This is a genomic window from Streptomyces sp. NPDC059524 (assembly GCF_042749255.1).
GTDB classification, from domain to species: Bacteria; Actinomycetota; Actinomycetes; order Streptomycetales; family Streptomycetaceae; genus Streptomyces; species Streptomyces xanthii.
Genome location: NZ_JBHYTK010000179.1, coordinates 1 through 15,162, shown reverse-complemented (window position 1 = coordinate 15,162; position 15,162 = coordinate 1). Strand labels below are relative to the sequence as shown.

Genomic DNA, 15,162 nt, shown 5'->3' with positions numbered 1-15,162 from the left:
CCCCACGAGGGCGCCACCACCGGCTTTCGCGTTCCGGCGCGCCTCCAGGCACTCCTCCGGCACCCGCACCTCCCGCTGATTCGCTTCTGCGAACTTTGCGAGCTGTCAGGCGGGCGCCGATCTCCCGTTCACACTTTGGTGCGCAAGTGAGCGGGGATTACTTCAGATGCGACTGAATGCCGGCGTGACAAGAGTGGCTCAAGGGGCTTCAGTGGCGCTTTGTGACGCCTTAAGAGCGGTTCCGGTAAGGGTGCGCCGGCGGTGGGGAATTGGCGGGCCTCGGTTCCTGGTCTGCGGTACTCGATCCCGCGCCCGAGGAACTCCGGACCGTCGCCCGCGCGTCATGCCCGCTTCACCGGAACCGGGAAATCGCAACCTGTGAGGCGCCGGACGGCCGTGTGGCGCACGGGGAGTCTACGGGTGGCCCGCGCGGGCGGCGCACCTCAGGTAAAAGCGCTCATCAGAAAGGGTGCCCGCTCAATTAGCGACTCGGGGGCCGGAAAATATCCCCGGAATAACCGCCGCCTGAACGTTACTCGCGAGTAAGTATCTCGGTATCCGCTATAGCTGCGCTCGATGTCACTCAGATCGCTTATGGGAGGTAGGGTCGGAGGCGGTCGGGGACATCCCATACAACTCGCCGGCGTCGAAAACCGGCGTACCAACGAGGAGATCGGTTCGTGACGATCCGCGTAGGCATCAACGGCTTTGGCCGCATCGGTCGCAATTACTTCCGCGCACTTCTCGAGCAGGGTGCGGACATCGAGATCGTGGCTGTCAACGACCTGGGTGACACCGCGACGACCGCACACCTGCTCAAGTACGACACGATCCTCGGCACGCTGAAGCAGCCCGTGTCCCACACGGCCGACACCATCACCGTCGGCGAGCACACCATCAAGGTGCTGTCGGAGCGCGACCCCGCCGACATCCCGTGGGGCGACCTGGGCGTCGACGTCGTCATCGAGTCGACCGGCATCTTCACCAAGCGCGAGGACGCCGCCAAGCACCTCGCCGGTGGCGCGAAGAAGGTCCTCATCTCGGCCCCGGCCAAGGACGAGGACATCACGATCGTGATGGGCGTCAACGAGGACAAGTACGACCCGGCCAAGCACGACGTGATCTCGAACGCGTCGTGCACCACGAACTGTGTGGCGCCGATGGCCAAGGTCCTCGACGAGAACTTCGGCATCACCAAGGGCCTGATGACGACCGTCCACGCGTACACGAACGACCAGCGCATCCTGGACTTCCCGCACAAGGACCTGCGCCGCGCCCGCGCCGCCGCGGAGAACATCATCCCGACCACGACCGGTGCCGCCAAGGCCACCGCCCTGGTCCTCCCGCAGCTCAAGGGCAAGCTCGACGGCCTCGCCATGCGCGTCCCGGTCCCGACCGGCTCGGTCACCGACCTGGTCGTCGAGCTGGACCGCGAGGTCACCAAGGACGAGGTCAACGCCGCGTTCGAGAAGGCCTCCCAGGAGGGTCCCCTCGAGGGCAAGCTCTACTACACGGCCGACCCGATCGTGTCCTCGGACATCGTCTCGACGCCCGCCTCCTGCACCTTCGACTCCCTGCTGACCATGGCCGAGGGGAAGACGGTCAAGATCATCGGCTGGTACGACAACGAGTGGGGCTACTCGAACCGCCTCGTCGACCTGACGGTCTTCGTCGGCAGCCAGCTCTGAGCCTCTAAGGTTCTAGAGCAGCAAGGCACTCAGATGTGAGCGAAGGGTCCGGACCCGCGCGACGCCGCGCGACCGTCCGGACCCTTCGCGCGTCAGCCTCAAGCCTCAGCCCTCACAAGGAAACGAGTCATGAAGACCATTGAGGAACTTCTCGCCGAATCGGTCGACGGGAAGCGGGTGTTCGTCCGCGCCGACCTCAACGTGCCGCTGGCCGACGGCCTGATCACCGACGACGGCCGCATCCGCGCCGTCCTGCCCACCGTCAAGGCCCTCGCCGACGCCGGCGCGAAGGTGATCGTCGCCTCGCACCTGGGCCGCCCCAAGGGCGCCCCGGACCCGCAGTTCTCGCTCCTCCCGGCCGCCGAGCGCCTTGCGGAGCTCCTCGGCAAGCCGGTCGCCTTCGCCCAGGACACGGTCGGCCCGGCCGCCCACGACGCGGTGAACGGGCTGGAGCCCGGCCAGGTCGCCGTCATCGAGAACCTGCGGTTCAACGCGGGCGAGACGAGCAAGGACGACATCGAGCGCGGCGAGTTCGCCGACCAGCTCGCCGCCCTCGCCGACGTCTACGTGGGCGACGGCTTCGGCGCCGTCCACCGCAAGCACGCCTCCGTGTACGACCTGCCGAAGCGGCTGCCCCACTACGCCGGCTACCTCATCGCCACCGAGGTCGGCGTCCTGAAGAAGCTCACCGAGGACGTCAAGCGCCCCTACGTGGTCGCGCTCGGCGGCGCCAAGGTCTCCGACAAGCTGGCCGTCATCGACCAGCTCCTCGGCAAGGCCGACCGTCTCCTCATCGGCGGCGGCATGGCCTACACCTTCCTGAAGGCCAAGGGCTACGAGGTCGGCATCTCCCTCCTCCAGGAGGACCAGATCCCGGCCGTCACCGAGTACATGGAGCGCGCCGAGAAGAACGGCGTGGAGCTCGTGCTCCCGGTGGACGTCCTGGTCTCGGCCGAGTTCCCCGACCTCAAGGGCAAGACCCCGGCCAACCCCACCACCGTCGCCGCGGACGCCATCCCGGCCGACGAGGAGGGCCTGGACATCGGCCCCGAGACGCGCAAGCTGTACGCCTCGAAGCTCGCCGACGCCGAGACCGTCTTCTGGAACGGTCCGATGGGCGTCTTCGAGCACCCCGACTACGCCGAGGGCACCAAGGCGGTCGCCCAGGCCCTCGTGGAGGCTCCGGGCTTCACCGTGGTGGGCGGCGGCGACTCCGCCGCGGCCGTCCGTACCCTGGGCTTCGACGAGAACGCTTTCGGCCACATCTCGACCGGCGGCGGCGCCTCCCTCGAGTACCTCGAGGGCAAGACGCTTCCCGGTCTCGCCGCACTGGAGGACTGACCCCGCATGACTGCTCCCGTAGAGGGCCGCACGCCGCTGATGGCGGGCAACTGGAAGATGAACCTCAACCACCTCGAGGCCATCGCGCACGTCCAGAAGCTCGCCTTCGCGCTCGCCGACAAGGACTACGAGGCCGTCGAGGTCGCCGTCCTGCCGCCGTTCACCGACCTGCGCTCCGTGCAGACGCTCGTCGACGGCGACAAGCTCAAGATCAAGTACGGCGCCCAGGACCTCTCGGCGCACGACTCCGGTGCCTACACCGGCGAGATCTCGGGCTCCATGCTCGCGAAGCTCAAGTGCACCTACGTCGCGATCGGCCACTCCGAGCGCCGGCAGTACCACGCCGAGACCGACGAGATCGTCAACGCGAAGGTGAAGGCCGCCTACAAGCACGGCCTGACCCCGATCCTGTGCGTCGGCGAGGAGCTGGACGTGCGTGAGGCGGGCGACCACGTCTCGCACACGCTCGCCCAGGTCGAGGGCGGTCTCAAGGACCTGCCCGCCGAGCAGGCCGAGACGATCGTGATCGCCTACGAGCCCGTGTGGGCCATCGGCACCGGCAAGGTCTGCGGCGCCGACGACGCGCAGGAGGTCTGCGCGGCGATCCGCGGCAAGCTCGCCGAGCTGTACTCCCAGGACGCCGCCGACAAGATCCGTATCCAGTACGGCGGCTCGGTCAAGTCCGGTAACGTCGCGGAGATCATGTCCAAGCCGGACATCGACGGTGCCCTCGTGGGCGGTGCCTCGTTGGACACCGACGAGTTCGTCAAGATCGTCCGGTTCCGCGACCAGTGATCGCGCGCCCGCGCGACCTGTGAGTATGCGCTAGCGGCGTTACGTCGTACCCTTGCGGGGCCGGGTGGCTGCCACCCGGCCCCGTCCGCCTGACAAGTCCGAGGAAGTTGGTCCAGCTGTGGTTATGGGGTTCTCGATCGCCCTGATCGTCTTCAGCCTGCTGCTGATGCTCCTGGTGCTGATGCACAAGGGAAAGGGCGGCGGTCTCTCCGACATGTTCGGTGGCGGCATGCAGTCCTCCGTGGGCGGCTCCTCGGTCGCCGAGCGGAACCTGGACCGGATCACGATCGTGATCGGTCTGCTCTGGTTCGCGTGCATCGTCGTGCTCGGCATCCTGATGAAGATCAACAACTGACCTTCGGCCACCGGGGCTTCGGCCCGGCCGGGTCGGCATCTCACATTCCTCACGCAATGCCCCATGTAGGGTGCGCGCTCAACGGCGCGGCCTATCATGGGGCATTGCGTCTGTGCGAGGGGATGTAACTCCAATCACTGGACGCGCGTTGGGCCTTACGTAGACTGAGGCGCTCCGCGGCGAAGCGAGCCGACACGCTTCGCGGCACCATCAGGCAGGGAGTTACGACCGTGGCAAGTGGCAACGCGATCCGAGGAAGTCGGGTCGGGGCGGGGCCGATGGGCGAGGCCGAGCGCGGCGAGTCCGCGCCACGCCTGCGCATCTCCTTCTGGTGCTCCAACGGGCACGAGACGCAGCCGAGCTTCGCTTCCGACGCGCAGGTGCCGGAGACCTGGGACTGTCCGCGGTGCGGATTCCCGGCCGGACAGGACCGGGACAACCCGCCGGACCCGCCGCGCACCGAGCCCTACAAGACGCACCTCGCGTACGTCAGGGAGCGGCGCAGCGACGCGGACGGCGAGGCGATCCTCGCCGAGGCGCTCGCGAAGCTGCGGGGCGAGATCTGACCAGCCGTACGGGCCGGGTACCGACAGGGTGCCCGGCCCCTTTCGCATGCCCGGGAGCGCAGGCCCGAGCGCGCCGCCGAAAGGCCCGGACCGCCCTGATCAACTAGGTTGGTCGACAGTTGCGGGGCATCACACGCACGCGGGTACGAGAGAAGGCTGAAGTCAGGCATGAACGCGTCCGACAGGCAGGCAGCACCGACCCAGACGCCCGAGTGGCAGGCGCTGGTCAAGCATCGTGAGGAGCTGGGCGAGGTCCGGCTGCGCGAGCTGTTCGCCGCCGACCCGGAGCGCGCGACGCGCTCCGTCCTCGAGGTCGGTGACCTGCACATCGACCACTCCAAGCACCTCGTGACCGACGAGACGCTGCGCCTGCTGCGCGAGCTCGCGGCCGCGACCGACGTCTTCGGCCTCCGCGACGCCATGTTCCGCGGCGAGAAGATCAACACCACCGAGGACCGCGCCGTCCTGCACATCGCGCTGCGCGCCCCGCGCGACGCCGTGATCGAGGTCGACGGCGAGAACGTGGTGCCGGGCGTGCACGCCGTCCTCGACAAGATGTCCGCCTTCGCCGACCGGGTCAGGTCGGGGGAGTGGACGGGCCACACCGGCCGGCGCATCAGGAACGTCGTCAACATCGGGATCGGCGGCTCCGACCTCGGTCCGGCGATGGCCCACGAGGCGCTGCGCTCCTTCACCGACCGCGACCTGACGGTCCGTTTCGTGTCCAACGTGGACGGCTCCGACCTCCACGAGGCCGTACGGGACCTGGACCCGGCCGAGACGCTGTTCATCGTCGCCTCGAAGACCTTCACCACCATCGAGACGATCACGAACGCGACCTCCGCCCGCAACTGGCTGCTGACCGGGCTGCGGGCCGGCCAGGAAGCCGTCGCGAAGCACTTCGTCGCTCTGTCGACGAACGCGGAGAAGGTCGCCGAGTTCGGCATCGACACGTCCCACATGTTCGAGTTCTGGGACTGGGTCGGCGGACGTTATTCGTATGACTCCGCGATCGGCCTGTCGCTGATGATCGCGATCGGCCCGGAGCGCTTCCGCGAGATGCTCGACGGCTTCCACCTCGTCGACGAGCACTTCCGCACCGCGCCCGCCGAGTCCAACGTGCCGCTCCTGATGGGCCTCCTGGGCATCTGGTACGGCAACTTCCACGACGCCCAGTCGCACGCCGTGCTGCCGTACTCCCACTACCTGTCCAAGTTCACCGCCTACCTCCAGCAGCTCGACATGGAGTCGAACGGCAAGTCGGTGCAGCGCGACGGCGAGCCCGTCACGTACCAGACCGGGCCGGTCGTGTGGGGCACCCCGGGGACCAACGGGCAGCACGCCTACTACCAACTGATCCACCAGGGCACGAAGTTGATCCCCGCCGACTTCATCGGCTTCGCCGAGCCCGTCGCCGACCTGCAGCCCGGACTCGCCGCCCAGCACGACCTGCTCATGGCGAACTTCTTCGCCCAGACCCAGGCGCTCGCCTTCGGCAAGACCCCGGACGAGGTGCGCGCCGAGGGTGTGCCCGAGGAGCTGGTCCCGCACAAGACGTTCAAGGGGAACCACCCGACCACCACGATCCTGGCCACGTCACTGACCCCGTCCGTGCTCGGCCAGCTCGTCGCCCTCTACGAGCACAAGGTGTTCGTCCAGGGAGCGGTGTGGAACATCGACTCCTTCGACCAGTGGGGCGTCGAACTCGGCAAGGTCCTCGCCAAGCGCGTGGAACCCGCCCTGACCGAGGGCGCGGACGTCCCCGGGCTCGACGGCTCGACCAAGGCCCTCGTCGCCAAGTACCGGGAACTGCGCGGGCGCTGACGAATTGGGTTAATCGGGTGCGGGAGTGCCGTCCGGCGGGCCAGACTGCGGGTCCGTGACCCTGCCGGGAGGCACCCCCGTGGACCACCTCATGTCGGCCCTCGCCGACCCCGAACGACTGAAGCTGTACGCGCGGATCGTGCTCGACGACCTCCCGCCGAGCGAGGCCGACTCCCCGGCGGCCCGCCGCCACCTGGGCAAACTCCTCGCGGCGGGCCTGGTCCAGCGGCTCGACGACGGTTCGCTGCGCGCCGGGCCCGAGGTCTTCCGCAGGGCCCGCACCGCCGAGTCCGCCACCGGCGTCCCGCGCCACCTCGCCGGCTTCTTCGCGCGCGGCCGCCTCACCGCGATCCCGGTGCGCCCCACCGTGCGCCACGACCTGCTCGTGCACCTCACGGACACCCTCTTCGAGGCGAACCGCACCTACAGCGAGACCGAGGTCAACGAGGCGCTGCGCACCGTCCACGACGACACCGCGGCCCTGCGCCGCTACTGCGTCATCGACGGCCTCCTCGTCCGCGAGAAGGACGGTTCCGACTACCGGGTGCCGCAGCACGCGTGAGGCCCCGCGCCCCGGAGCGGACTCCAGGGGGCACGGGGCCTCGGCGGCGTCGGCGTCAGGCGATCGCCGGCGGGTACAGCGAGGACGGCAGCTGCGAGGCCGCCGCCGCGTCGAGCAGCCACAGCGTGCGCGAGCGGCCGTACGCGCCGGCCGCCGGCGCCTGGACCTCACCCGCGCCCGACAGGGCGATCGCGGCCGCGTTCGCCTTGTCCTCACCGGCCGCCAGCAGCCACACCTCGCGCGCGGACCGGATCGCCGGCAGCGTCAGCGTGATGCGGGTCGGTGGCGGCTTGGGCGCGCCGTGCACACCGACGACCATGCGCTCGGTCTCGCGGACCGCGGGCAGCTCGGGGAAGAGCGAGGCCACATGGGTGTCCGGGCCGACACCGAGCATCAGCACGTCGAAGGTCGGCACCTCCCCGTGGTCCTCGGGACCGGCCGCGTTGGCCAGCTCGGCCGCGTAGGCCTCGGCCGCCGCGTCCGCCTCGAACGGGCCGTCCGACGCCGGCATGGGGTGCACGCGGCGCGGGTCGAGCGGCACGCTGTCCAGGAGCGCCTCGCGCGCCTGCGTGTAGTTGCGCTCGGGGTCGCCGTCCGGCAGGAAGCGCTCGTCGCCCCACCACAGGTCGAGCCGGCCCCAGTCGATCGCGTCCCGCGCGGGCGCGGCGGCCAGCGCGGCCAGCAGCCCGTTGCCGTTGCGGCCGCCGGTCAGGACGACGGAGGCGGAACCGCGGGCGCTCTGGGCGTCGACGATCTTGGTGATCAGCCGGGCCGCGGCCGCCTGCGCCATCAGCTCCTTGTCGCGGTGGACGACGAGTTGGGGTGCCGCGCTCACTTCGCCACCGCCTTCTTGGCCGGAGCCTTCTTCGCGGCCGCCTTGCCCGCGGGCGCGGCCTTCTTCCGTACGGGTTCCCCGCCGGCCGGAGCCTGCTCTGCCACCGACTCGCCAGCGGGCTCCTCCGCCGGATCCGCGAGCCGGTCGACGCCGTAGCGCAGCGCGGCCGCGTACGTGTCGTCCGGGTCGAGGCGGCGCAGCTCCTCGGCGATCAGCTCGGACGTCTCGCGGCGCTTGAGCGCGACCGCGCGGTCCGGCTGCCCCTGTATGGAGAGCGTGGCGAGGGTGCCGTCGGCCCGGTCGAGCACGATCGGGCCGCAGGTCGACTCCATGCGCACCGAGGTGAGCCCGGGGCCCGAGGACTGCGAGCGGCGCACCGGCACGTCGAGCCGGTCCGCGAGCCACATCGCGAGCAGCTCGCAGCTCGGATTGAACTCCTCGCCCTCGACCTCGACCGAGGTGACCTTGCAACTGACCTGGTCGAGCGCGGCCGCGAGCATGGAGCGCCACGGCGTGATCCGGGTCCAGGACAGGTCCGTGTCGCCGGGGGAGTAGGCGGCCGCGCGGGCCTCCAGCTCCCGCACCGGCTGCTCGGTCGCGTACGTGTCCGTGACGCGGCGCTGGGCGAGCGCGCCCAGCGGGTCCTTCGCGGGGTCCAGCGGGGCGTCCACCGGCCACCAGACGACCGTGGGGGCGTCCGGCAGCAGCAGTGGCAGGACCACCGACTGCGCGTGGTGGACGACCTCGCCGTACAGGCGCAGGACGACGGTCTCGCCGGTGCCCGCGTCGGCACCGACGCGCACCTCGGCGTCGAGCCGCGACGTCGTGCGGTCGCGCGGGGTGCGCGAGACGCGCTTGATGACGACCAGGGTGCGCGAGGGGTGCTCGCGCGACGCCTCGTTGGCCGCCCGCAGCGCGTCGTAGGCGTTCTCCTCGTCGGTGACGATGACGAGGGTCAGGACCATGCCGACGGCGGGGGTGCCGATGGCGCGGCGGCCCTGCACGAGCGCCTTGTTGATCTTGCTGGAGGTGGTGTCCGTGAGGTCGATCTTCATGGCCGGCGCCAGCTCCGTCCGTCTCGTGCGAGCATCTCGTCCGCCTCGGCGGGCCCCCACGTGCCGGCCGGGTACTGGGCGGGCTTGCCGTGCGTGTCCCAGTACTGCTCGATCGGGTCGAGGATGTTCCAGGACAGCTCGACCTCCTCCGTGCGCGGGAAGAGGTTGGAGTCGCCGAGCAGGACGTCGAGGATCAGCCGCTCGTACGCCTCCGGGCTCGACTCCGTGAAGGACTCGCCGTAGGCGAAGTCCATCGACACGTCCCGGATCTCCATCGACGTGCCCGGCACCTTCGAGCCGAAGCGCACCGTGATGCCCTCGTCCGGCTGGACGCGGATCACGATCGCGTTCTGCCCGAGCTCCTCCGTCGCCGTGTGGTCGAAGGGGGAGTGCGGGGCGCGCTGGAAGACGACCGCGATCTCGGTGACGCGGCGGCCGAGCCGCTTGCCGGTGCGCAGATAGAAGGGGACGCCCGCCCAGCGGCGGTTGTCCACCTCCAGCTTGATGGCCGCGTAGGTGTCGGTCTTCGACTTGGGGTCGATGCCGTCTTCCTGGAGGTAGCCGACGGCCTTCTCGCCGCCCTGCCACCCGGCCGCGTACTGGCCGCGCACCGTGTCCCGGCCCAGGTCCTTCGGCAGCCGGACCGCGCCGAGCACCTTGGCCTTCTCCGCGACGAGCGCGTCCGCGTCGAAGGAGGCGGGCTCCTCCATCGCGGTCAGCGCCATCAGCTGGAGCAGGTGGTTCTGGATGACGTCACGGGCGGCGCCGATACCGTCGTAGTAGCCCGCGCGGCCGCCGATGCCGATGTCCTCGGCCATCGTGATCTGCACGTGGTCCACATAGCTGCGGTTCCAGATCGGCTCGAACATCTGGTTGGCGAAGCGCAGCGCCAGAATGTTCTGGACCGTCTCCTTGCCCAGGTAGTGGTCGATCCGGAACACCTGGTCCGGGTCGAACACCTCGTGCACGATCGCGTTCAGCTCCTTGGCCGACGCGAGGTCGTGGCCGAAGGGCTTCTCGATGACCGCGCGGCGCCAGGAACCCTCCGGCGCGTCCGCCAGGCCGTGCTTCTTCAGCTGCTGCACGACCTGCGGGAAGAACTTGGGGGGTACGGAGAGGTAGAACGCGAAGTTCCCGCCCGTGCCCTGCGACTTGTCGAGGTCGTTGATCGTCGCCTTGAGCTGCTCGAACGCCTCGTCGTCGTCGAAGTTGCCCTGGACGAACCGCATGCCCTGGATGAGCTGCTGCCAGACCTCCTCGCGGAACGGCGTACGCGCGTGCTGCTTGACCGCGTCGTGCACCTCCTGCGCGAAGTCCTCGTCCTGCCACTCACGGCGGGCGAACCCGATCAGCGAGAAGCCCGGCGGCAGCAGACCACGGTTCGCGAGGTCGTAAACGGCGGGCATCAGCTTTTTACGTGACAAATCGCCCGTGACACCGAAGATCACCAGACCCGACGGCCCCGCGATGCGCGGGAGCCGTCGGTCTGCGGCGTCACGGAGCGGATTGGCTCCGTGTGCGGTCAAGGGATCAGCCCTCCGAAGGGGCGAGGCGCTTCAGCTCCGCCTCGGTAGAAGCGAGCAGATCGTTCCAGGCCGACTCGAACTTCTCGACGCCCTCGTCCTCGAGGAGCTGCACGACCTCGTCGTACGAGATCCCCAGCTTCTCGACGGCCGCCAGCTCCGCGCGGGACTGGTCGTACGTGCCCGCGATCGTGTTGCCGGTGATCCGGCCGTGGTCGGCCGTCGCGTCCAGCGTGGCCTCCGGCATCGTGTTCACCGTGCCCGGGGCGACCAGGTCGTCGACGTACAGGGTGTCCTTGTACGCCTTGTCCTTCACGCCGGTCGAGGCCCACAGCGGACGCTGCTTGTTGGCCTGCGCCTTGTCGAGCGCGGCCCAGCGGTCGCCCGAGAACACCTCTTCGTAGGCCTCGTAGGCGAGGCGCGCGTTGGCCAGACCGGCCTTGCCGCGCGCGGCCTTGGCCTCGTCGGTGCCGATCGCGTCGATCCGCTTGTCGATCTCGGTGTCCACGCGGGACACGAAGAAGGACGCCACGGAGTGGATCTTCGACAGGTCCAGGCCGGCCGCCTTGGCCTTCTCCAGACCGGAGAGGTAGGCGTCCATCACCTCGCGGTAGCGCTCGAGCGAGAAGATCAGCGTGACGTTGACGCTGATGCCCTTGCCGATCGTCTCGGTGATCGCGGGCAGGCCCGCCTTGGTCGCCGGGATCTTGATCAGCGTGTTCGGCCGGTCCACCAGCCAGGCGAGCTGCTTGGCCTCGGCGACCGTCGCCTTCGTGTTGTGCGCGAGCCGCGGGTCGACCTCGATCGACACCCGGCCGTCCTGGCCGCCCGTCGCGTCGAAGACCGGGCGCAGGATGTCGGCGGCGTCACGGACGTCCGCCGTCGTGATCATGCGGATGGCCTCTTCGACGGTGACCTTGCGGGCCGCGAGGTCGGCGAGCTGCTGCTCGTAACCGTCACCGCTCGAGATCGCCTTCTGGAAGATCGACGGATTGGTGGTGACGCCCACGACGTGCTGCTGGTCGATCAGCTCGGCCAGATTGCCGGACGTGATCCGCTTGCGCGACAGGTCGTCCAGCCAGATCGCGACGCCCTCCTCGGAGAGGCGCTTCAGTGCGTCTGTCATGGAAATTGCATCTCCTACAGGTCGTGTACGAGCGTCAGCGCTGGGCCGCGTGGAGGGATTCCCGGGCCACGGCCACCACGTTCTCCGCAGTGAAACCGAACTCGCGGAAGAGGACCTTGCCGTCCGCCGAAGCACCGAAGTGCTCCAGGGAAACGATGCGGCCCGCGTCCCCGACGTACTTGTGCCAGGTCAGGCCGACACCCGCCTCGACCGCGACACGCGCCTTCACCGACGGCGGCAGGACGCTGTCCCGGTACCCCTGGTCCTGCTCCTCGAACCACTCCACGGACGGCATCGACACCACGCGCGTGGCGACACCCTCCGCCTCCAGGGTCTCGCGCGCCTCGACGGCGAGGTGCACCTCGGAACCGGTGGCGATCAGGATCAGGTCCGGCGTCTCCTTGGACGCCTCGACGAGCACGTAGCCACCCTTGACGGTGTCCTCGTTCGGCTCGTACGTCGGCACGCCCTGACGGGTCAGCACCAGACCGTGCGGCTTGGAGACGCCGTACTCCTTCTTGCCGCGGCGCAGGATCTCGCGCCAGGCGACGGCCGTCTCGTTGGCGTCTGCCGGCCGCACCACGTTCAGACCCGGGATGGCGCGCAGCGCGGCGAGGTGCTCGACCGGCTGGTGCGTCGGGCCGTCCTCGCCGAGGCCGATCGAGTCGTGCGTCCACACGTAGGTGACGGGCAGCGACATGAGGGCCGACAGGCGGACCGCGTTGCGCATGTAGTCGGAGAACACCAGGAAGGTGCCGCCGTAGATGCGCGTGTGGCCGTGCAGCGCGATGCCGTTCATCTCCGCGGCCATGGCGTGCTCGCGGATGCCGAAGTGGATCGTGCGACCGTACGGGTCGGCCTCCGGCAGCGGGTTGTCCGCGGGGAGGAAGGACGACGTCTTGTCGATCGTCGTGTTGTTCGAGCCCGCGAGGTCGGCGGAGCCGCCCCACAGCTCGGGGATCACCGGGCCGAGCGCCTGGAGGACCTTGCCGGACGCGGCACGCGTCGCGACACCCTGGCCCGCCTCGAAGACCGGGAGCTTCTCCTCCCAGCCGGCCGGCAGCTCGCCCGCCTGGATGCGGTCGAACTCGGCGGCGCGCTGCGGGTTGCCCGTGCGCCACTCCTGGAACGACTTCTCCCACTCGGCCTTGGCCTGGGCGCCGCGGTCCAGCGCCTTGCGGGTGTGCTCGATGACCTCGTCCGCGACCTCGAAGCTCTGCTCCGGGTCGAAGCCCAGGACGCGCTTGGTGGCGGCGACCTCGTCGGCGCCGAGCGCCGAGCCGTGCGCGGCCTCGGTGTTCTGCGCGTTCGGGGCGGGCCAGGCGATGATCGAGCGCATCGCGATGAACGACGGCCGGTCGGTGACCTTCTTGGCCTCCTGGATCGCCGCGAAGATCGCCGCGTGGTCCAGGTCGCCGTCCGCCTTCGGCTCGACGCGCTGGACGTGCCAGCCGTAGGCCTCGTAGCGCTTGACGGTGTCCTCGGAGACCGCCGTCTCGGTGTCGCCCTCGATCGAGATGTGGTTGTCGTCCCACAGCAGGATCAGGTTGCCCAGGCGCTGGTGGCCCGCGAGCGAGGACGCCTCGGCGGAGATGCCCTCCTGGAGGCAGCCGTCACCGGCGATCGCGTAGATGTAGTGGTCGAACGGAGAGGTGCCCTGCGGCGCCTCCGGGTCGAACAGACCGCGCTCGTAGCGGGCGGCCATCGCCATGCCCACGGCGTTGGCGACACCCTGGCCGAGCGGGCCGGTCGTGGTCTCGACACCGGTCGTGTGGCCGTACTCCGGGTGGCCCGGAGTCTTGGAGCCCCAGGTGCGGAAGGCCTTGAGGTCGTCCAGCTCCAGGCCGAAACCGGCCAGGTACAGCTGGATGTAGAGGGTCAGGGACGAGTGGCCCGCAGACAGCACGAAGCGGTCGCGGCCCACCCAGTCGGCGTCCGCCGGGTCGTGCCGCATCACCTTCTGGAAGAGGGTGTACGCGGCCGGTGCCAGGCTCATCGCCGTACCGGGATGGCCGTTGCCGACCTTCTGTACGGCGTCGGCGGCCAGGACGCGAGCGGTGTCAACGGCCCGCTGGTCCACATCGGTCCACTCGAGGTCAGTGGTGGTCGGCTTGGTGCTCACCCTGAGTCAGGGCTCCTCTCCACGGGTCAATGCCGGTGATGTCGGTCTCACCGGGCGTTGTCGAGCCTACCCTTGCTGGAACACGCATTTTTTCGAGTCATTACAGACTGCCGGGACTCCGTCGCGTCCGCCTCCTGACAGGGATCCACGGGGATTCTCAGGTGACATGGGGGCCGCTCGAACGAGGGCTCGGCCAACTCCCCTTCTCTCCGTGCCGACACGCTCGCTCTACGGCATGCGGCCCAACACGACCCGACCCCCGCGAAGGGCTGGGTATAGGCAACGTCTACAGTGGCGTGGTACGCGCGAGCCTTTACCGGGACTTCACTTCAAGGGGTCCGCAACGGGGGTTCGCTGGAGTCTCTGTCAGGGGTGTGCGTGACGGCCGTCGAATCCCGTCCAGCGGGAGCGCTCGGGACGAGCAGCAGCCAAGGCCGACGGCCGATCGGGGCCCGTGTCAAGGCGTTCGTGGCGCTGACCAAGCCGCGGATCATCGAGCTTCTGCTCATCACCACCGTTCCGGTGATGTTCCTCGCCGAGCAGGGTGTGCCGGACCTGAAGCTGGTGCTCGTCACCTGCCTCGGCGGCTACCTCTCCGCGGGCGGCGCCAACGCGCTCAACATGTGGTACGACCGCGACATCGACGCCCTCATGGAGCGCACGTCGCAGCGTCCCCTGGTCACGGGCATGGTGAGCCCGAAGGAGTGCCTGGTCTTCGGCATCTCCCTCGCGGTGATCTCCACGCTCCTGTTCGGCTTCGCGGTCAACTGGCTGTCCGCGTGGCTCTCCCTGGGCGCGCTCCTCTTCTATGTGGTCGTCTACACGATGATCCTGAAGCGCCGCACGTCGCAGAACATCGTGTGGGGCGGCATCGCCGGCTGTCTTCCGGTCCTCATCGGCTGGTCGTCGGTCACGAACTCGATGTCCTGGGCGCCGGTCATCCTCTTCCTCGTCATGTTCTTCTGGACGCCGCCGCACTACTGGCCGCTCTCCATGAAGGTGAAGGACGACTACGCGCGCGTGGGCGTGCCGATGCTCCCCGTCATCGCCTCCAACAAGGTGGTGGCCAAGCAGATCGTCATCTACAGCTGGGTGATGGTCGCGGTGTCGCTGCTGCTGACGCCGCTCGGCTACACGGGCTGGTTCTACACGGTGGTCGCGCTCCTAGCGGGCGGCTTCTGGCTCTGGGAGGCGCACGGCCTGCAGAACCGCGCCAAGGCCGAGGTCACCGGGGCGAAGCTCAAGGAGATGCGCCTCTTCCACTGGTCCATCACCTACGTGTCGCTGCTCTTCGTGGCCGTGGCCGTGGACCCGTTCCTGCGCTGACCCGCCTTCCTGTGCTCCGATGGGTGGGGCGCGTGGCCTAAGCC

At 69.2% G+C, this 15,162-nt stretch carries 13 protein-coding genes; 8 read left to right on the top strand and 5 right to left on the bottom strand.

Annotated elements, in window-relative coordinates; translation table 11 throughout:
• Positions 1-680: 680 nt before the first annotated feature.
• The 7 genes from gap to ACFW9D_RS33495 all read left to right on the top strand — a co-directional run bounded on the left by gap (position 681) and on the right by ACFW9D_RS33495 (position 7,131).
• Positions 681-1,688 carry a type I glyceraldehyde-3-phosphate dehydrogenase gene (gene gap, locus ACFW9D_RS33525; RefSeq protein WP_188339588.1) on the top strand — a complete coding sequence of 336 codons (1,008 nt, stop codon included), beginning with the start codon at positions 681-683 and terminating at the stop codon, positions 1,686-1,688.
• Between the two features lie 129 nt (positions 1,689-1,817).
• Complete coding sequence (locus tag ACFW9D_RS33520; protein ID WP_188339589.1) at positions 1,818-3,029, top strand: phosphoglycerate kinase; 1,212 nt, start codon at positions 1,818-1,820, stop codon at positions 3,027-3,029.
• A gap of 6 nt (positions 3,030-3,035) precedes the next feature.
• Positions 3,036-3,824: a triose-phosphate isomerase gene (gene tpiA / locus ACFW9D_RS33515; RefSeq protein WP_188339590.1), complete on the top strand. Its 789-nt coding sequence runs from the start codon at positions 3,036-3,038 to the stop codon at positions 3,822-3,824.
• 124 nt (positions 3,825-3,948) lie between these two features.
• The gene (gene secG, locus ACFW9D_RS33510; protein ID WP_018533286.1) at positions 3,949-4,179 is read left to right on the top strand and encodes a preprotein translocase subunit SecG; all 231 of its coding nucleotides are present in this window, start codon (positions 3,949-3,951) and stop codon (positions 4,177-4,179) included.
• 230 nt (positions 4,180-4,409) lie between these two features.
• Entirely contained in the window at positions 4,410-4,745 is a 336-nt protein-coding gene (locus ACFW9D_RS33505; RefSeq protein ID WP_003976875.1) for an RNA polymerase-binding protein RbpA, read from the top strand.
• A gap of 168 nt (positions 4,746-4,913) precedes the next feature.
• The gene (gene pgi, locus ACFW9D_RS33500; RefSeq protein ID WP_384628325.1) at positions 4,914-6,569 is read left to right on the top strand and encodes a glucose-6-phosphate isomerase; all 1,656 of its coding nucleotides are present in this window, start codon (positions 4,914-4,916) and stop codon (positions 6,567-6,569) included.
• Positions 6,570-6,624: 55 nt separating this feature from the next.
• Complete coding sequence (locus ACFW9D_RS33495; RefSeq protein ID WP_384628322.1) at positions 6,625-7,131, top strand: DUF2087 domain-containing protein; 507 nt, start codon at positions 6,625-6,627, stop codon at positions 7,129-7,131.
• A 55-nt stretch (positions 7,132-7,186) separates the two neighbouring features.
• Here ACFW9D_RS33495 and pgl read toward each other — a convergent pair whose 3' ends face one another.
• From pgl to tkt, 5 genes are read right to left on the bottom strand one after another with little or no spacing between them, the layout of a single operon-like run.
• The gene (gene pgl / locus ACFW9D_RS33490; RefSeq protein ID WP_384628320.1) at positions 7,187-7,966 is read right to left on the bottom strand and encodes a 6-phosphogluconolactonase; all 780 of its coding nucleotides are present in this window, start codon (positions 7,964-7,966) and stop codon (positions 7,187-7,189) included.
• Entirely contained in the window at positions 7,963-9,021 is a 1,059-nt protein-coding gene (gene opcA, locus ACFW9D_RS33485) for a glucose-6-phosphate dehydrogenase assembly protein OpcA (protein ID WP_384628317.1), read from the bottom strand. Before opcA ends, pgl begins: the two co-directional genes overlap by 4 nt.
• The gene (gene zwf / locus ACFW9D_RS33480) at positions 9,018-10,547 is read right to left on the bottom strand and encodes a glucose-6-phosphate dehydrogenase (RefSeq protein ID WP_384628315.1); all 1,530 of its coding nucleotides are present in this window, start codon (positions 10,545-10,547) and stop codon (positions 9,018-9,020) included. Before zwf ends, opcA begins: the two co-directional genes overlap by 4 nt.
• 4 nt (positions 10,548-10,551) lie before the next feature.
• Positions 10,552-11,670, bottom strand: coding sequence for a transaldolase (gene tal, locus ACFW9D_RS33475; RefSeq protein ID WP_188339595.1), 1,119 nt, complete (start codon positions 11,668-11,670; stop codon positions 10,552-10,554).
• 34 nt (positions 11,671-11,704) lie between these two features.
• Entirely contained in the window at positions 11,705-13,792 is a 2,088-nt protein-coding gene (gene tkt / locus ACFW9D_RS33470; RefSeq protein WP_384628313.1) for a transketolase, read from the bottom strand.
• Positions 13,793-14,164: 372 nt separating this feature from the next.
• Here tkt and ACFW9D_RS33465 point away from each other — a divergent pair, with 372 nt between their 5' ends.
• On the top strand, positions 14,165-15,118 hold the full coding sequence (locus ACFW9D_RS33465; protein WP_384628310.1) for a heme o synthase: 954 nt from the start codon (positions 14,165-14,167) through the stop codon (positions 15,116-15,118).
• Positions 15,119-15,162 lie beyond the last annotated feature (44 nt).